We start from the raw sequence: 19050 nt of genomic DNA on the forward strand, positions 1-19050 counted from the left end.
CTGGCTAAAACAAATTATACTAATAAAATGATGTTTTCTTATTTATAAATTGATTTCTTAGAGGTAATCTGACGTAAATCACCTACTAATAATAGAAATAAAATGACTTTTCAATTAGTTATAATTTGACGTTCAACACTATAGGCATTGAAATAACAGAAAGAGTGTTTTTGAATAATGGGAAGAAGCTTAGGGATATTTTATTAGATTTAAGAGCTAAGGGCTACAAAATTTTAATAGATGATTTTGGGACAGGTTATAATTCACTTATGTCTATTTCAGAAATCTCGTTTGATATCATTAAAATAGATAAATATTTTATAGATCGGTTAAATGAAGTAGAAATTAAGGTGTTAGTTAAACATATTATTGAATTTATTCATGAAATGGGTGGAATGATTATTGCAGAAGGAGTTGAAACAAAGGAACAGTTTGGAGTTTTAAAAGAATTGGGATGTGATATGATTCAAGGCTATTATTTTAGCAAGCCATTACTCCCCGAGGAATTTGCAAAGTATTATGATGCTTTTGATATGAATAATTATATATAATGAGCAAAAAGTCCTTTTTATAGAAAGTTATGAATAGAGAATATGGAGATTTTAATCCAAATTCTCTATATTTTTATATATTTATTCCGAAAATATGTTTTCATAAGTGGTTGCATCTTCCATCTCTAATCTAGCATTTTCTTTTTTAAATCTAAGTAACGCATTTTCAGCACCACTACGGTTATCTTTTGCTTTAAATGATCCAGTATCACTATAATCATATAGAATACGATTATTTATATGTTCTGTGCAGGTTCTAGTTTTATAAATAGTTTTCCAGTGTTTTGAGCCGCGAGGCTATCTATAGTGCAGCCTATACAGGTTGAAAGTAACTCACTGGCATGAAGATTTTTAACCCAGTTGGTAATGCTTGTTTCATTTTGAAAAAGCATTAAAGAAAAGGAACGAAATATTTCAGGTTAGGTGAAAATAGAAAATAGTTTCAAATACCAATTTTGTCAAAAAATTAGCTAATTTTTACATTGGTAAAATTTATTGGTTATTTATGATATGATTATTACATAAGGTTTTGGTTTACAGATAATATCGCAAAGATTTATATAAATAAGATAAAGATAGTGTTAACACTATCTATTTAACGGGGGGGATTTTAAAATGAGAAAGATTAAAGTTTATGGAAAAAAAAGAATACTAGCCATGATGATAGCAGTTACAATTATACTAGGAACATTCCCTAGGGCAAATTTGCCTGTAAATGCGGTGAGTGGTGATGTAACGGGGAATATAGCATTTAAGGTTACGCCTTATGATATTTCTGCTAGAGTAGAGATACCATTTGTTGCTGATGCTACAAATTACAAGGTGTATATGTCAACCACAGAGGGTTTGACTGATTTTACGACATCATCATGCATCCTAAATATACTATAGAAACAAACTATTCTGATTTCAAAACAAAACTAGTAATTCCCTTTACAGGTATGACTATACCTACAGAAAATAAAAATGCTTTTCTTGATTCCTTAAAAGTTTATATTGAACATACAGATGGAACAAAAGAAATAAAGAACGGGACTATAGTTTATGAAAATGGGGATCCTATTGGAATTGAAATTACTATTGATAAATTTAGTAGTTTCCAAATATTATCCATAGATCAATCCCAAAACAGTTCATCTATTCCAAAGACAGGTAGCCCCTTTGATATGATGACACTTTTAATATTAGGTGGAGTATTAATGCTTACAGGTTTCGGAGCATTAATGGTTAGAAGGAAAAAAATAAATCAATAAAAGAAATGTCCTAAAATGAAACGATTCAAAAGGTACCTACAGTCAAAACTTTTTTAAAGTGTTGGCTGTAGGTACTTTTATATTTAATTAAAGGGTATTAAGAATAAAGCATATCATGATGTCTCTACTTAAATTTATATAAATTTCAACAAAGAGGAACCGGTAGAAATTTCATTGACAAGTACATTGTAGTACTATATCTCCCCAATAATTTGGATTCTATTACATTGGAAGATTTCTTTCCTTTTCATTAATGATTTTTCCATTTTCATCAATTTCTCTTGTTGGCTCACTATCAATTGCTTCTATATTATCATTCCATAAATATTTCTTAGTTTCACTTACAATTACAGGACTTAGTATAAGTAAGGCAATTAGATTTGGAATTGCCATTAATGCATTAAATATATCTGCGAGTCCCCAAACCAGAGAGAGTGAGAACACTGACCCAATATAAATAAATATGATCCAAAATATTCTATATGGCACAATAGCTTTTTTGCCAAGTAAGTATTCAATTGATTTTTCTCCATAATATGACCAACCAAGTATAGTTGAAAACACAAATGTAATAAGTCCTATTGTTAACATTATTGGTCCTACAACAGGTATTGCTGAAAATGCTGCTTTAGTAAGTGCCGCACCCTCTAGACCCTTTTGCCAAAAACCTGAATTTACAATAACTATGCCCGTCAATGCAGCCACAACAACTGTATCCCAAAAGGTGCCTGTTGCTGAAACCAATGCTTGCTTAACTGGGTTTCTTGTTTGTGCAGCAGCTGCAACTATTGGTGCACTACCAAGACCTGATTCATTTGAAAAAAGGCCCCTGGAAATACCAAATCTCATTGCCATCATAACTCCTGCTCCAGCAAATCCACCAGTTGCGGCCTGAGGTGAGAAGGCATCCCTAAATATTAGCGCTATTGTGCTTCCAACAGTTTTATATCCGATTACAAGAAGTATAAGAAGTCCAATAATATAGAATATGGCCATGAATGGAACTAGGATTTCACAAACCTTAGCTATTTTCTTTATACCACCCAATATAACAATTGCTACTAATACAGCTATTACAATTCCTGTAATCCAAGTTGGAACATTAAAGGTTTCATATACCATTGAAGATACGGAGTTAGCTTGTACCATGCATCCAATACCAAATGCTGCAATACTTGTAAATAATGCAAAGGCTACTCCACCCCATTTTGACTTAAGTCCATGCTCTAAAACATACATAGGACCACCAGCCATTGTACCATCTTCTGTTTTAACACGATACTTAACAGATAGCAACGCCTCGGAATATTTTGTAGCTATTCCAAAAATACCTGTTAACCAGACCCAAAGGACTGCACCGGGTCCGCCAATACCAATTGCTGTTGCCACACCAATTATGTTTCCAGTTCCAATAGTAGCTGCAAGTGCTGTTGTTAACGCACTAAATTGGCTTACATCCCCCTCCTGACGACCATAGTCATCTTTTGTTACTGATAATTTTATAGCTTTAAATATATACCGTTGAATAAATTTAAGTCTAAAAGTTAAGAATAGATGAGTTCCAAACAATAAAACAATGAGTGGTATACCCCATATCCATCCACCAATTTGATTGACTATATTTACAAATGAATCCATTTACATTCCTCCTTATTTAATTTCATGATATTATCTAAAAATTTTATAGTTAGTTCCCATATAATCCGATGTCATTGCAAAAATCAACGAACACCTAAACACTTATTTTAGCGCATTGGTGTTTTTTTTTATTAAATTAGATATAACCCTTTGCTTTGGTTGGAATATCAAAAGTAAAGGGCTATATTAATTACGGCTTGTTTATGTATTTTTCTCGAAAATCTTATTTCATTATAATATCCACAAATGTACAACTTAAGTATATCCTAAAGATTTAAACCACAAATTCCATCTATCTTATATAATATCATAAATAGACAAATATTGATAGCTTTCGCCCAGCCTGTCAATGATCATGTTACAGAATATTTAGAAAGATTTGGATATAAAAAAATGAAACACCATCAAAAAAATGGGCATTGTTTCTATTAAAAGATGAGATTGAAATTATTCAAGTAATATAATGAACTACTTCATGACTTCATTAATATAATATAAAAAGTAATACATTTGTTTATATTTATTAATTATATGGAGGCATACAAGTAATGGGAAAACTTATTTGGGGCTTAGTGTGTATTGCATTCTGTTTAATAGTAATAGTAGCTTGTATATCAGTGATAGCTGGTCTATTATAAGATACACTAATTTGAAAGAGATGAGATGTATAGAACATTAAGCATTAAGGGATATTTTTTTACCCTTTAAGGTTTAGTGTTTTTTTATTTAAAAATATTTGAAGTATTATATAGAAAAGGAGATGACTTCTAGTCATCTCCTTATTAAATGCCATATATATTTTTTTCGGTATCTGAAAAAAATTATTTAACAGCTGCAATTACAGACATTTCAACTAACAAATCTTCTCTAGCCATTTTTGCCTCAACACAAGCTCTAGCTGGTTTAAATCCTTCTTCAACCCAAGCATCCCAAATTTCATTCATATCTTTGAAAAGAGACATGTCTTTAATGTAAATTGTTACAGATAAAATATGTCTTTTGTCTGAATCATATTTAGCTAATAATTCTTCAACTTTAGCTAATACAATTTTTGTTTGTTCCTTAATATCAGCATTAGCATCTCCACAAGTTTGGCCACATAAATAAATTGTATTATTATGTACAACAGCACGGCTCATACGTCCGGTTCCTTCATATCGTTTAATCTGCATATTTATCATACTCCTTCTATATTTCAATTTTCACATACTCTTTATATTATACATGAAAACATCATAATTTCAATATAAGGACAGTGGTTTATCAGAGTATTATATAGTATATCTTTAATAAAAAACAGTGCTAATTTTAAAAAAGCCACTAAAACAAGTTGATCATTTGATATTTCTATAGTTAACTTGAATTCTATACAAAATAACTATTTGTTATATTGAGTATCTTAGTATAAACTTAAAAAAGTTTGGTGTATGTTTATACATGAGTATAAAGGGGACAAATATGAAAAAATTAATGCTATAAGGAGATTTGTATGAGTAAAAAGCTAATAAATATTATAAAGGTAATACTTTTTTTAATAATAATTGCAATTGTAACATGTTTCCTTTGCAATATGAAAATGCTACGCCAATGTACCCCTGAAAATATAAAGGTTTTTGTTGAATGTTATGGAATGTTCTCACCAGTAATTTATATAATTTTATTTGCTCTTGTACCTCTTACATTTTTTCCGGATTCAATTCTTGCCATTGCCGGAGGTATGTGTTTTGGAATGGTTGGGGGTTTTATTTACACAATGATCGGCGCCATGCTTGGAGGTGGATTATCTTTTTTCTTGGCCAGAACCTTAGGCCATAAGGTTTTCAGTAAATTCATTAGAAAAGACATGTCAAATTTAGAAAATGCTATTAAGAATAAGGGCTTTGGATTAGTATTTGCATTAAGACTTATTCCTCTTTTTCCCTTCGATGTTATTAGTTATGCGGCAGGTTTCTCAGTGGTAAAATTTAAAGACTTTGCTTTAGCTACAATTTTAGGGATAATACCTGGCATATTTGTTTTTATAAATATTGGAGATAAATCAGCCCAGACTGCATCTAATAGTTTTTATGTGTCTATAGCTCTTTTAGTAGGACTGCTTGTGATATCCTATTCTTTAAAAAAGAGAATTTCGGAGGTTATTAATAAATGATTTCATGAAAATAATAAGATATAACAAAGTACTATAGCTAATAGGAATTCATATAGTTAATCACACTTCAATTGATATAAACTATTGGATGCAAAGAATCAATGATGATAGAATAATATTGTAATATGATGCAGAAATTAGTAATGATAATAATACAAAAACAGGTAGATTTATCAAAGGGGGTGTTACGTATTAAAATATTTAAACGCAATCAAGGCAAAATCTTATTCATATTAATTATATCAATTTTGTATCTCTTTGTACCCCCGATAAGAATCAATGTAAATCAAGCTGTATTTATATTGAAAAATGTAGATGTGGGAATGGCAAGAGGGTATATTCTTGGTTTTGGTGTATGGGCTCCAATTGTTTCGTTTTTATTAATGATATTACAATCTGTAATTGCACCAATTCCCGCATTTATTATAACTTTTGCTAATGCTGGTATTTTCGGCTGGATTAACGGAGCATTATTATCATGGACAAGTGCTATGGCAGGAGCTACAATATGTTTTTTCATTGCTAGATTATTAGGTAGAGATGCAGTGGCAAAGCTTACATCAATATCAGTTATAGAGAAAGTTGATGGATTTTTTAAATCCTATGGTAAATATGCAATTTTAATTTCAAGATTATTACCGTTTATATCATTTGATATAGTTAGCTATGGTGCTGGATTAACGTCTATGAATTTCTGGCCGTTTTTTATAGCCACAGGTATAGGACAACTACCTGCTACAATCATATATTCATATATAGGTGGCATGTTAACTGGGACAGTAAAAACATTTGCAATTGGTCTTCTTTTACTATTCGCAGTAACTACATTAATCGCTTTATTGAATAAGGTATGGAAAGATAAAAAAAATAGGGGGGGCGAAAATATTGATTAAGGGTAAATTTAAAAAAGTGTATGTAGTATTAATGTTATTAATATTAGTAACAGTTGTATCTGCTTGTTCTAATAATAATGAGAAAAGTGATGCAAGCAATCAAAATAAAGAATTTGATATTACTGCATACCAAAACAATGATTTTTTAATTACACCTCAAGAAGTGAATAAACTAATGGGGAGTGAAAATTTAGTATTATTAGATTGTAATACGCCTGATATTTATGAAAAAGGGCATATAAAAGGTGCATTAGGAGTTGGTATTCAAGGTTTTTCAAGTAAGGATGGGAAAATAGGTGATGCTAATTGGGGAATAATACTCAAACCAGAAGAGTTAAAAGCAAAATTAGAATCTCTAGGTATTGATAATAAAAAAACTATAGTTTGCTACTCCGATGTATTCAAAGGTCCGGGTGCAGATGGCAGAGCTGTTTGGCAGTTGAAAATGGCAGGTTTTAATAATGTTAAAATGTTAGTGGGTGGTCTTACATATTGGAAAGAACTTGGGAATGATGTAACTGATGAAGCTTCTTCGAAACCAAATCCTACTACAGGAGTAGTAATAAAAGATTATGATAAGAGCTATGCAGCAACAAAAGACTATGTTTATAGTAACCTAGATAAACAAGTTATTATCGATGTAAGATCAGCGGGTGAGTATAAAGGATCTCAAAAAGCTGGAGAGCCTAGAGGTGGACATATCAAAGGAGCTATAAATTTGGAATGGACAGATCTTTTAAATAAGAATGGTACTCCAAAGTCTCCTAAAGAGATAAATGATTTAATGGCTTCAGTTGGTGTTAAACCACAAGATGATTTTGTCGTTTACTGAACTATGGGTATAAGATCTGGATATGCATCCATGATCCTCAGAGCCGTTGGCTTTGAAAAAGTTAGAAATTATGAAGGTTCATTATATGAATGGAGCGGAGACGCAAGTATGCCTATGGAAAAATAATTAATTAGCAAGCGTAGTAAAAATTGACTTAAACGGCTATAGCCCTAAAATTCATTGGGCTAAGGCCGTTTAATCTTTTTGTAATCTCTCGGTATTATATAGGGACACATCCATTTTTACACTGGAAAGAAAATTGGTAAGAAAAGTATGCTAGTTATAATGATACATATCCCTGTAATATTGGTACCTAACAGTATATATTTAATACCTTTATTATCATATTTATCATTTTTAAAAGACCTTATGCCGATAATCCAAAAGATTAATGCAATTATTGTAATTAGAGTATTAATTCCAAAAAATATTTTAAACATTTCACCCTCCTAAATTATATATTAATTTATCTATACATTTATAGTACTACTTATTCTAATTTTAGAGATTACAGAAGTATTACAATTTCATTACATATTATAATTAGCTTCTTATGTATCATTAGCAAGAGCAGCAAGCCCCCGGAGAGCCCCCGACCCATGTGAACAAATTTTCTATTGTGTTCACATATAAACCCTTTCTAACTATTACAAAAAATGAATTTCATTTAAACGAATACTTCATAAAATAATTGACGAATAGTAAAAAATAAAGTAAAATGAAAGAAATATAAAATCAAATATCATAATCATGGAATATCGAGTTATACTGACACCAGTTTTTGCCTAGGAATCATAAATAAATTAAGAAGGGGGATAATAAAGTGAAGAAAACTAAAAAGTTTACAACCTTATTTGCTTTAATGTTAGTGTTAAGTTTTACACTAGCCGCATGCAGTCCAAAGAAAGAAGTGACGGAGACACCAAAAGTTGGAGATGAAAAATATTCGAAAGACTTGGTTATCGCCATATCAAATGAACTAGAAGGTACAGATACTCAAACCATTTCAACAAGTAACTTAGCACATATATTATTATATGGTTTGCTTTTTGATGTTACTCTAGATGGTAAATCATATGCTCCTGATATTGTAGAATCATACACTGTTTCAGAGGATGGTTTAACATGGACATTCATACTTCCAGAAGGTGCAGAATTCTCAAACGGTGATCCTTTAAATGCAGAAACTGTAAAGGCTTCATTTGAGAGAAATTTGGAAGTTGGGGCTTATGCTGCTGATTATGTAAATATCAAAGAGTACAATGTATTAGATGAAAAAACTATTGAGTTTGTACTTAGTCAACCAGATCCTGTATTATTTACTGTTCTATCATCTATCCAATCAGGTATCGTAGATGCGGCTGCAGCTAAAGAGGCTGGAAATGATGCATTTAAAACTAAAGCAGTAACTTATGGTCCTGCTTATGTAGAAGAATGGGTACAAGGTTCTCATGTTACATTAAAACCGAACCTTACTTATAAGAATTTTAGTCCTGAAACTGAAAATAAAGGTCCTTTGCAATTTGACAACATCACTGTAAGATTTATTCCTGACCCTTTTACTCTAGTTAGTGAATTAGAACAAGGAAATGTAGATATTATAGATTTTGTTCCATTAGAAAACATTAAAACACTAAAAGAAAATCCAGACATCAAACTATATGAAGCAATGCAACCAGGTGGGTCTTTAATATATATGAATACGAAAGATCCAATTCTTAGCGATATTAAAGTAAGACAAGCAATAGCACTTGGAATTGATAGAGATGAAATAGCATTAGCTCTAGATAACTATGTTACTCCTAGTTATACATTCATGTCCCCTTCGGTTACAAGTTTTAGCGCTGAAAAAGAAAAAGAAATGAAGGATAAATGGTCTACTGATAAAGAAAGAGCCAATGCATTGTTAGAAGAAGCCGGATGGATTGATCAAAATAATGATGGCATAAGAGAAAAGGATGGCAAAGACATGACGATAGAGTTATTAACTGCTATGGATGTTCTCTCAATTAAAGCATCTGCACCAGTAATACAAAAGGAATTGAAAGAAATAGGTATTGATTTACAAATAAGAGAACTTGAACATTCATATGTAAAGGATAGTACAAAAGACGGTGACTTCCAATTATCAACAAGATCAGTACAATGGGCAGATCCAATGCACGTATTTAGTTTCACAACTGATTCTAAATATTATGCAAATGAAAAATTAGATAAATTAATCAATGATTCAATGTATATCTCAAACTTAGATAAGAGAATGGTAAGTTTTGAAAAAGTTACAGATCTAATGTATGAACAAATGCCGGCTATCAGCTTATTCTATGATAAATGGTATAGTGCAAGTAGAGTTGAAATTGAAGGATTAGAATTAGACCCTCAAGGTAATTTTAGATTTATGGATGTCAAAAAACTTATAAAATAATAAATAGAATCGGAAAATATTATTGAATTTATCTTTAATAATATTTTCCCTTTTCTTTAAATTGTACGGAAAAAAATTCAATAATAGGAGATGATTTTTTGCTGGATTATATTATTAGGAGATTAATGATAGGTGTACTTGTATTAATTACTCTTAGCATATTATTATTTATCATCATGCATAGCATGCCAGGTGATCCTATTCAGTTAATCGCTGGAGATAGAGCCGATCCACAAAAAATATTAGAATTAAGAATCAAATTTGGTTTAGACAAGCCTATTTATATCCAGTATTTTAAATGGCTATTTAATGCGCTTAGAGGAGATTTTGGCATATCGATTTTAGCTAGTCAACCAGTTAGTGATCTAATTATGTCTAGATTTAAATATACATTAATGTTATCGGGAATTGCTGTGCTTTTACAATACATTTTAGCCATCCCTATTGCACTACTAGCAGCAGTTAAAAAGAATTCATTTTTTGATAAAGTTACAGTTTATACAACAATAATTTTTTGGTCAACTCCACAGTTTTGGTTAGGAATACTATTAATATTATTATTTGCTATAAAGTTTCCGATTTTTCCAATATCGGGATTTGAAGGGCCGATTTCATTAGTTTTACCTGTTGCAACCATTTTATTAACACAAATTGCTTCTGGAATTAGAATAACTCGTTCAGAAATAGTTGATATATTAAATGAGAAATATGTTGTTACAGCATATGCTAAAGGATTACGAAAAAAGACAATATTAATTAGACATGTTCTTAGAAATGCACTTATACCAACAACTGTTATGTTTTTCTTGTCAATTCCTTGGATAATTGGTGGCTCTGTAATTGTAGAAAAAATATTTGCATATCCTGGCATGGGATATTTACTTTGGACATCTATTACCAAACAAGATTATCCAGTAGTCCAAGGTATAGTAATGATAATAACCTTGTTAACGGTAATATCAAATACATTGGGTGATGTAATTATTGCTTACTTGGATCCTAGAATAAGAAAGGATATGGAAGGTGTGTAACAATGAATAATAAGATAAAAAAGCTTCTTAAAAACAAAAATTTTATTCTCGGGCTAACTATTTCTTTAAGTGTGATTATTTGTGCAGTCTTTGCAGATTTTATAGCACCTTATCCTTATGATGAAATTCATATTCTTGATAAACTTCAACCGCCAAGTTTGAAATATTATTTTGGAACTGACATTTACGGTCGATGCATTTTCAGCAGGATCATTTTTGGAACAAGAATAGTATTGCAAGTTGGATTTATCGTAACTGCCATCCAATTAGTCGTCGGTGTAACACTTGGATTATTAGCCGGATATTATGGTGGAAAAATTAGTAAATTTATTTCGTTTATTACAGATATTACATGGTCAATGCCAGCTATTGTAATGTCATTAGCCATAGTAACAATTTTAGGTCCAAGTTTAACCAACGTAATTATCGCTATTGCTTTTGTAGGCTGGGCACAATATACAAAAATTATCAGTGCAAAAACACAAACACTTAAAAATCAACCTTTTATAGATGCAGCAAGAGTTTTGGGAGAATCAGATTTCAATATTATTACCAAATATATATTGCCAAATACAATAAACCAAATAATAATACTAGTAACACTTACACTACCAACAGCAGTGCTTTCTACATCTTCATTAGGATTTTTAGGATTAGGAGCTCAACCGCCAGCTCCAGACTGGGGCATTATTCTGTCAGAAGGTGTTAATTTAATAAAAATAGCACCTTGGATATCAATAGCACCAGGACTTTCCCTTCTATATGTTGTATTGGGATATAACATTTTAGGTGAAGGCTTAAAAGAATTGCTTGATCCTAAATTTAATGATTAAGGAGGAAATAAATGAGTGCGTTATTAGATGTAAAAAATTTATCAATAGATTTTAAAACGAGTAATGGAACAGTAAAGGCCGTTGAAAATATAAATTTTAAGATAAAAGAAAAAGAAATATTTGCCCTAGTTGGAGAATCAGGATCTGGCAAAAGTACCATTGCCTTTTCTTTAATGCGACTATTGGCTAAAAATGGAATAATTACTAATGGTAGTATTAATTTTAACGGCCAAGATGTATTGAAAATGACAGAAAAAGAAATGTTTGATTTTAGAGGCAAAGAAATTGCAATGATTTTTCAAAATCCTTTAGACTCATTAAATCCTGTTATGACAGTAGGTAAGCAAGTTTTAGAATCACTACTATTGGATAATATTCCAAAAGAACAAGCATTGGAAGAGGTAATCAAAATATTTGAAGATGTTAGAATACCAGATGCAAAAGAAAGAATTAAAAGTTATCCATTTGAACTTAGTGGTGGCATGAGACAGAGAGCGATGATTAGTATGATGATTTCAAGAAAACCACTTTTACTAGTTGCAGATGAACCTACAACAGCTCTTGACGTAACAATACAAGCCCAAATATTAAAAATAATTAAAAGATTAAAAAACGAACATAACACTTCAGTCCTATTAATAACACATGATTTTGGCGTAGTAGCAGAAACAGCAGATAGAGTTGGTGTTATGTATGCTGGAAATCTAGTTGAAATGGGAAGCTTGTCAGATATTTTTAAAGAAACACTACACCCATATACCAAACTATTGATGAAGGCATTACCTACCATTAGTAAGAAAGAAGGACGTTTAGTCACTATCCAAGGAATGGTACCAAATCTAATTGATCCACCAGCAGGATGTAGATTTGCCAATAGATGTCCGTCTGCAATGGAAATTTGTACAAAAGTAACACCAACATTAAAAAATTACTCTGATGAGCATTATTGTGCATGTCATTTATTGGAGGTATAACTTATGCCACGAAATTTAGTTGAGATAAAAAACTTGAAAAGGTACTTTAGTATAAAAAAGGGAATAATAAAGAAATCTGTTAGATATATAAAAGCTGTAGATGACGTAAGTTTTAATATTAGAGAAAAGGAAACTGTTGGTCTTGTAGGAGAATCAGGCAGTGGGAAATCAACATTAGCAAGAGCTATCCTTAAACTTTCAGCTATTAAAGAGGATAGCATATTATTTGATGGAAAAGATATTTCGAAATTAAAAGGGAAAGACCTAAAAAATTTCAAAAAGAATACAAATATGGTTTTTCAAGATCCGGCATCTAGTCTTAACCCTAGAAAAACAATAAGACAGATATTAAGAAGATCATTAGAGGTATATAAATATCCTAAGAATACCATGAATAAATTAATAGATGAAATCCTAATAAAAGTAGAACTAGGCTTAGATTTTGGCGATCGTTACCCTAGTCAACTGAGTGGTGGACAGCAGCAACGCGTTGCCATAGCAAGAGCAATCATTCTAAAACCTGAATTTATCATTTTAGACGAACCAACTTCAGCCCTTGATATATCGGTTCAAGCTCAAATACTTAACTTACTATTAGATTTGCAAGAAAAGGAAGGTTTAACCTATCTATTTATTACACATGATTTAAATATAGTGAGATACATAAGTGATCGCATAGGTGTCATGTATTTAGGTGGATTAATGGAGATAGGTCCAGCAGAAGAAGTCTACCATAGACCACGTCATCCATATACACGTGCCCTAATGGATTCGTCTCCTACCATCTCTATAGATTCAGATAATAGAGTGAAATTTGAACTAAGTGGGGAAATAGAAAGCATGATTAATACACCTACGGGATGTAGATTAAACAGAAGATGTCCTTTTGCAAAGGAAATATGCGTCAATAAAGTTCCTATAATGACTGAAATTGCTAAGGACCATCATGTTTTCTGCCATTTCGTAAATGAAATAGATTTCAACTTGTACACTGACAATAAAAGGTGAAATAAAATGATTGCGAGGTGAAAATGTGGATATACACGATATAATCAAAGATATGACAATAATAGATGGACACACTGACATTCCACGTGATGTATATTTAAAAGAATTACATGGCAAAACAAATGTATTTATGAATTTCCATTACCCTCAATTAAAGAGAACAGGTGTTAATATAATTTTCGCAAATGTATTTACAAAAACAATCAAAGAGTTTTCTGTAAATGAAACATTACTTCAAATCGAAAAAATGATTAATGCTACATATGAAAATAAAGATGTAATAATAATCAAAGATAAAAAAGATTTAGCCTCTGTTTTAGACACCGGGAAATTGGGTGTTATCCTTTCAATCGAAGGCTTTAGTTCTTTGAATGATACAGTAAACCTTCTAAATATATACTATGAACTTGGATTGCGTTCTGGTATGCTAACATGGAATTATGCTAACTCTTTAGCAAATGGTGCAGATTGCGATGAAGGCGGGCTAACAGAAATGGGTAAATTAGCAATTGAAAAGATGAATGAGTTAGGGATTATAGTAGATGTTTCTCATTTAAATGAACCAGGATTCTGGGATGTCCTAAAATATAATAAAAACCTGACCATAGCATCTCATTCAAATTCAAAAGCATTATATAACCATAGAAGGAATCTTACAGATGAACAAATGAAAGCAATAGCAAACGGTGGTGGAGTTATAGGAGCACTGTCATATTTCGCCAAAGTATGTGACCCTTCTACAAACAGTCCTCATCAAGATGAGGACTTTACAGAAACTGTTCATGACTTCATACAACATATTGAATACATGGTTAATCTTGTAGGATATGACCATGTTGCATTTGGATTTGATTTTAACATGTACTTTGGAGATTATGCAGTTAATGGCCTAGAAAGTGCAGATAATATTAGTGATGTCATCCAACTATTATTGGAAAGAGGGCATAAATTAGAGGATATAAGTAAAATTGCAGGTGGTAATTTGATTCGAGTATTAAATGAGATTCTAAAATAGAAGTAGTAGAATTAGAACTTGGGTAGAGCTGCACTATAATACGAGGTATCAATTTATAAGATAGTTAGATACTCTACATCGGCCAATTAGACGGATGTAGGGTTTATTTGTTTGAATTCCGAAAGTTTCGTATACTACTGAGAAGCAACTTACAAGTGTTTGACTACCTCCATAGGTCAGTAGGACCTTAAATGGGAAGATCACTACCAATTGTTTCTTGTAATTGCAGTAAATGTCTGTCCGTGATATAATATGTCGAAAATCTAATAATTTATGTACTATAAGCGAAAGGAGTAGTTGTATGAACAATATAATTAATTTGAGTTTCCCTGTTATTAAAAGCATAGCATTTGCTATAGTGACACTTATAATTGGACTAATGGTTATTAAGTGGATAGTTAGTCACTTAAGTAACTACATGAAGAAATCCTCCATTGATAATAGTTTAAAACCATTTATTTTATCTTCAGTAAATATAACATTAAAAGGGTTTTTGGTTATATCTATTATTAATATTTTAGGGATTGATACTAGTTCTATAGTTGCGGCACTAGCAGCATTAGGCTTCGCGCTTGGATTAGCCCTTCAAGGTTCATTATCAAATTTTGCGGGGGGAATACTTCTATTGTTTCTAAAGCCATTCAAAGCTGGAGATTATATAGAGGCTAATGGATACCAAGGAACTGTTAAGCATATGCAAATTCTTAATACAGAATTAATTACCCCTGATAATAAGGTTATTTTTATACCAAATGGAGGCCTTTCAAATGCTAGTATAGTTAACTATTCAGTAAATGATACTCGCAGAGTAGACTTTGCTTTTAGTGTTGGATATGATGCTGACAATGTTAAGGTTATACAGGCTTTAAAAGAAGTTGTTGATAATCATCCTAAAATATTAAGAGAGCCTGAACCATTTATAAGAATGTCGGAACATGGGGACAGTGCTGTAGTATATACAGTTAAAGTATGGGTTAATACAATAGATTATTGGACAGTATATTATGATATCATTGAAATGGTTAAAAAAGGTTTTGATGAGAAAAACATATCAATACCATATCCTCAAATGGATGTGCACATTAATAAAACCATAAGTAAAATATGATAATGTAAGTATGTATTTGCTTCTGAAAATAAACCAGGTAAGAGTTCTTGCTGTTTGCTACTGAAATACGAAGTATTTCTATTCAAATGGCTTTAATATAATTTTCAACACGACTGAGCTTGTGTAAGCATTGTCAATCAAAGTATATGAAGATTGTCATTTTTGTGCTATTCAATTAAACTATAAGTAAGTGCTACGATTGATGCGCTAAAAATTACAAAATGTAGGAGTGATTTAATAAATGTGTGGTATCGCAGCTATAATTGGGAAATCCTTTGATAACGACGAGGAACCATTAATGAAAAAGATGTTGAACCTTATGGAACATAGAGGTCCTGATGAATCTGATATAAAAAGAACACCTCAATGCTTACTAGGGCATAAACGTCTTTCTATTATCAGCCCCGAAGATGGGATCCAACCTATTCCAAATGAATCAGATAATGCATGGATTATTTGTAATGGAGAAATATATAATTACAAGCAATTAAAAAAAGAACATCTTCAGCAACACCAATTTCTCCATAATTCAGATAGCGAAGTTGCACTGCATTTATATGAAGAATACGGAAAAAATTGTATAGATTATTTAGATGGGATGTTTGCCTTTATTATTTCAGATTCCCGAAGTGGTCAACCATCGGTATTTGCAGCCAGAGACCCTTTGGGTATTAAACCTCTCTATTACGGACAGAAAAACGGAAAATACTATTTTGCTTCAGAATTAAAATGTTTATACGGAATCGTAGATGAAGTCATTGAATTCCCACCAGGAAACTATTTTACGCTAGAAGACGGGTTTGTTCCTTATAGAACTGTGAAGACAATTAATGACCAAATATCCTTTTGTGAGCAATATCCTTTAGATGAAACGCTTAAAGTTATTAGACGGCTTGTTGAGAAAGCTGTCAAAAAACGTCTAATGTCTGATGTGCCTCTGGGAGTATTACTTAGTGGTGGATTAGACAGCAGTTTAATTGCTGCCATCGCTAGCAAATACTATCAAGGTGATGGTCCAATAAAGTCCTTTTGTATAGGTATTAAAGGAAGTCCTGACTTGACTGCTGCGAGGCATGTAGCAAAACATCTGGGAACAGACCATTATGAATATATCTATACGGAACAGGATATTTTGGAGGCAATTCCAAAAGTAATCTATAATTTGGAATCATTTGACCCTTCTCTTGTGAGAAGCGCTATTCCAACTTACTTTGTATCTAAACTTGCGGCTGAACATGTAAAAGTTATACTTTCTGGTGAAGGTGCTGATGAAATTTTTAGTGGCTATGCCTATTTGGAAGATATCAGTGATGAACTAGAATTAAAACGTGAACTAGTAAGGGTGCTCGGATCTATTCATAATATTAATTTACAACGTTTAGATCGATTAAGTATGGCGAATTCTATTGAAGGACGTGTCCCTTTTCTAGACGAAGAACTGATAAAATATGTACTGCATATACCAGCAAAATGGAAAATGCCTAAACAAAAGGATGATATTATATCAGAGAAATGGCTTCTCCGCACCGCCTTCGACGGTACCGGATACATTCCCGATGATATATTATGGAGAAAAAAAGAAGAATTCTCTGAAGGAAGCGGAACTAAAGGATTCCTTGAAGAAAAATTCAATGAATGTATTTCTGATTTAGAGCTAAAAACAGAAGTATCTCGAATTTATAATGAAGAGGGTCTGGAAATCCGTTCAAAAGAAGAACTTTATTTCTATAGAGTTTTTAAAACTTTCTACCCTCATCCTTCAATATTAAAAACAGTAGGACGATGGGCAGTAAATTAATTTACATTAGAAATATGTGTTCTTTATGAGCGTAGCGAATATGCTATACTAGAAAATTTATAAAACCTAAGGCAAATAATATTTGTCTTAGGTTTTTTTTATTTGTTGTACGCCCAGCATGGGTGCAATCTAAAATGGATACTGAGTCTGACTAATACTCCTGCCAACCTAGCAGAAGCATATCCGCTACACCCATAACATGGCAAGTTATATCCTATTGGCGGAGAAGTCGTCAGTCCTGTGAAGTAGATGATTTGTTATTAGCTAACTCTTTAGGTGACATTATATCTGCAAAATCCTTAGCTAGCTCTTCAAAATACATTTTTCAAATAAAGTCATGTCCATAGGAAGTAAGGCACCATCAAGATCAAATAATATTGTGATCAATTTATCCACACCCCTTAGTTTAAGATAGATTTTCAAGTATATAAAGATCAGTAAATTATTGAGAAATATTTATACTCAATAAAGAGATATTATGATTAATTTTATATTTTGTCAATGAAAAACTAGCATGTAACTAATATATACATTGGAATGTTACGCTGTTAAACGTAATAATTCCAATTTTCAGGAGGTTAAAATGACCCCGTTACAGAAATTGGTAACGCAGTGGACAAATTCTGTTTACTAACAAAACCAACAATTTCAATACTATAAATTGTAAAAATGTTATTATTTAAAAAATAAAAACTATGGTATTTGTTAAAAAATGTTAAGTTATTAGAATAAAAAATTATTTATAATTATGATATTAACAAAAAAAACAACGAATAAAGCTTAGTTTTTAACATTTTAATAATGTAAACGACATTGTTTTATAGAGATGCTAAATTTAATTAAAAATCTTTAAACATATTGCAATAATACATCAAATATATTATCATATTATTAATAGATAAATTATAAACAGAGATTTATTAGGAGGGATTCCAGCGACATAATCAGTAAAATAGGAAAGAGCGATATTAACGTATGATAATTAGGGTTAGGTCTTAATTTTATCAATTAAAAATTGAAAGGTTTAAAGAAGTTTCTAGTGTTGTAAATACAAATAGTAAGTTCAGCCAAGTCCGTGCAAGTACCACCAGGGGTAACTCGAATGCTAAGGGGTGATTCTAACGTGTTAATAAATCTATCTTATTATCATAAAATTAATATTTGAATTTTTATTTCTAGTGTTGTAAATACTAATATTAGTGATGGTAATATTTCAGATTTTATTATAAAAAAAATTAGGAGGTTTCTATTATGACTTACAGTGTTATTGCTGCATTCACAATTATATTAATTGTACTCGCAGCTGGTGAATTTTTTTCGATAAAATCAAAAGCTTTTGTTCCTTCAGTATTTGTATCTGCAGTTTTGTTTTTAATTGGATTTTGGACTTTTTTACCGAATGATATTATTTCGCTAGGTTCATTTGCAACACCGATAGTATATCTTTCCATGTACCTGTTATTAGTACATATGGGCACATTAATGAGCCTTAAAGAACTTCTCTCTCAATGGAGAACTGTTTTAATAGCATTCAGTGGAATA

At 31.4% G+C, this 19050-nt stretch carries 18 protein-coding genes and 1 pseudogene; 16 read left to right on the forward strand and 3 right to left on the reverse strand.

The annotated features are described in order from the left end of the window. Positions 1 to 125 precede the first annotated feature (125 nt). The 3 genes from JJD95_RS15630 (at position 126) to JJD95_RS15640 (ending at position 1804) form a co-directional block, all read left to right on the forward strand. Positions 126 to 551, forward strand: coding sequence for an EAL domain-containing protein (locus JJD95_RS15630; RefSeq protein ID WP_291643952.1), 426 nt, complete (start codon positions 126 to 128; stop codon positions 549 to 551). A 615-nt stretch (positions 552 to 1166) separates the two neighbouring features. Then, complete coding sequence (locus JJD95_RS15635; protein WP_291643953.1) at positions 1167 to 1442, forward strand: hypothetical protein; 276 nt, start codon at positions 1167 to 1169, stop codon at positions 1440 to 1442. Next, positions 1421 to 1804 carry an LPXTG cell wall anchor domain-containing protein gene (locus tag JJD95_RS15640; RefSeq protein WP_291643954.1) on the forward strand — a complete coding sequence of 128 codons (384 nt, stop codon included), beginning with the start codon at positions 1421 to 1423 and terminating at the stop codon, positions 1802 to 1804. Before JJD95_RS15635 ends, JJD95_RS15640 begins: the two co-directional genes overlap by 22 nt. A gap of 222 nt (positions 1805 to 2026) precedes the next feature. Here the strand turns inward: JJD95_RS15640 and JJD95_RS15645 are convergent, their stop codons facing one another. Together JJD95_RS15645 and JJD95_RS15650 are read right to left on the reverse strand one after the other, a co-directional pair. Continuing rightward, complete coding sequence (locus tag JJD95_RS15645) at positions 2027 to 3442, reverse strand: sodium:alanine symporter family protein (RefSeq protein WP_291643955.1); 1416 nt, start codon at positions 3440 to 3442, stop codon at positions 2027 to 2029. A gap of 821 nt (positions 3443 to 4263) precedes the next feature. Continuing rightward, complete coding sequence (locus JJD95_RS15650; protein WP_291643956.1) at positions 4264 to 4614, reverse strand: RidA family protein; 351 nt, start codon at positions 4612 to 4614, stop codon at positions 4264 to 4266. 317 nt (positions 4615 to 4931) lie between these two features. Between JJD95_RS15650 and JJD95_RS15655 the strand changes: the two genes are divergently transcribed. The 4 genes from JJD95_RS15655 (at position 4932) to JJD95_RS15670 (ending at position 7442) form a co-directional block, all read left to right on the forward strand. Beyond that, positions 4932 to 5591, forward strand: coding sequence for a TVP38/TMEM64 family protein (locus JJD95_RS15655; protein WP_291643957.1), 660 nt, complete (start codon positions 4932 to 4934; stop codon positions 5589 to 5591). A 125-nt stretch (positions 5592 to 5716) separates the two neighbouring features. Continuing rightward, a complete protein-coding gene (locus JJD95_RS15660) occupies positions 5717 to 6484 on the forward strand; it encodes a TVP38/TMEM64 family protein (protein WP_291643958.1) in 768 nt (255 codons plus the stop codon). Beyond that, entirely contained in the window at positions 6477 to 7316 is an 840-nt protein-coding gene (locus tag JJD95_RS15665; RefSeq protein WP_291643959.1) for a sulfurtransferase, read from the forward strand. Before JJD95_RS15660 ends, JJD95_RS15665 begins: the two co-directional genes overlap by 8 nt. Positions 7317 to 7319: 3 nt before the next feature. Further along, positions 7320 to 7442, forward strand: a complete 123-nt coding sequence (locus JJD95_RS15670) for a rhodanese-like domain-containing protein (RefSeq protein ID WP_291643960.1) — start codon at positions 7320 to 7322, stop codon at positions 7440 to 7442. Positions 7443 to 7558: 116 nt separating this feature from the next. Here JJD95_RS15670 and JJD95_RS15675 read toward each other — a convergent pair whose 3' ends face one another. Further along, positions 7559 to 7756 (reverse strand): hypothetical protein, encoded by a 198-nt coding sequence (locus JJD95_RS15675; RefSeq protein ID WP_291643961.1) that lies wholly within the window; start codon positions 7754 to 7756, stop codon positions 7559 to 7561. A 383-nt stretch (positions 7757 to 8139) separates the two neighbouring features. Here JJD95_RS15675 and JJD95_RS15680 point away from each other — a divergent pair, with 383 nt between their 5' ends. The 9 genes and pseudogenes from JJD95_RS15680 to JJD95_RS15720 form a co-directional block, all read left to right on the forward strand. Then, positions 8140 to 9741, forward strand: a complete 1602-nt coding sequence (locus JJD95_RS15680) for an ABC transporter substrate-binding protein (protein WP_291643962.1) — start codon at positions 8140 to 8142, stop codon at positions 9739 to 9741. Between the two features lie 98 nt (positions 9742 to 9839). Continuing rightward, on the forward strand, positions 9840 to 10772 hold the full coding sequence (locus JJD95_RS15685; protein WP_291643963.1) for an ABC transporter permease: 933 nt from the start codon (positions 9840 to 9842) through the stop codon (positions 10770 to 10772). Positions 10773 to 10774: 2 nt separating this feature from the next. Next, positions 10775 to 11605 (forward strand): ABC transporter permease, encoded by an 831-nt coding sequence (locus JJD95_RS15690; RefSeq protein ID WP_291643964.1) that lies wholly within the window; start codon positions 10775 to 10777, stop codon positions 11603 to 11605. Positions 11606 to 11616: 11 nt separating this feature from the next. Further along, positions 11617 to 12579 (forward strand): ABC transporter ATP-binding protein, encoded by a 963-nt coding sequence (locus JJD95_RS15695; RefSeq protein WP_291643965.1) that lies wholly within the window; start codon positions 11617 to 11619, stop codon positions 12577 to 12579. Positions 12580 to 12582: 3 nt separating this feature from the next. After that, positions 12583 to 13587 (forward strand): ABC transporter ATP-binding protein, encoded by a 1005-nt coding sequence (locus tag JJD95_RS15700; RefSeq protein WP_291643966.1) that lies wholly within the window; start codon positions 12583 to 12585, stop codon positions 13585 to 13587. 25 nt (positions 13588 to 13612) lie between these two features. After that, entirely contained in the window at positions 13613 to 14602 is a 990-nt protein-coding gene (locus JJD95_RS15705) for a membrane dipeptidase (protein ID WP_291643967.1), read from the forward strand. A 301-nt stretch (positions 14603 to 14903) separates the two neighbouring features. Further along, positions 14904 to 15710 carry a mechanosensitive ion channel domain-containing protein gene (locus JJD95_RS15710; RefSeq protein ID WP_291643968.1) on the forward strand — a complete coding sequence of 269 codons (807 nt, stop codon included), beginning with the start codon at positions 14904 to 14906 and terminating at the stop codon, positions 15708 to 15710. A gap of 241 nt (positions 15711 to 15951) precedes the next feature. Then, positions 15952 to 17508, forward strand: coding sequence for an asparagine synthase B (gene asnB / locus JJD95_RS15715; protein WP_291643969.1), 1557 nt, complete (start codon positions 15952 to 15954; stop codon positions 17506 to 17508). Positions 17509 to 18759: 1251 nt separating this feature from the next. Further along, positions 18760 to 19050 (forward strand): annotated as a pseudogene (locus tag JJD95_RS15720) (hypothetical protein); the annotation flags it as partial.

It is taken from the genome of Clostridium sp. (assembly GCF_016650035.1).
GTDB lineage: Bacteria > Bacillota > Clostridia > Clostridiales > Clostridiaceae > Clostridium_AD.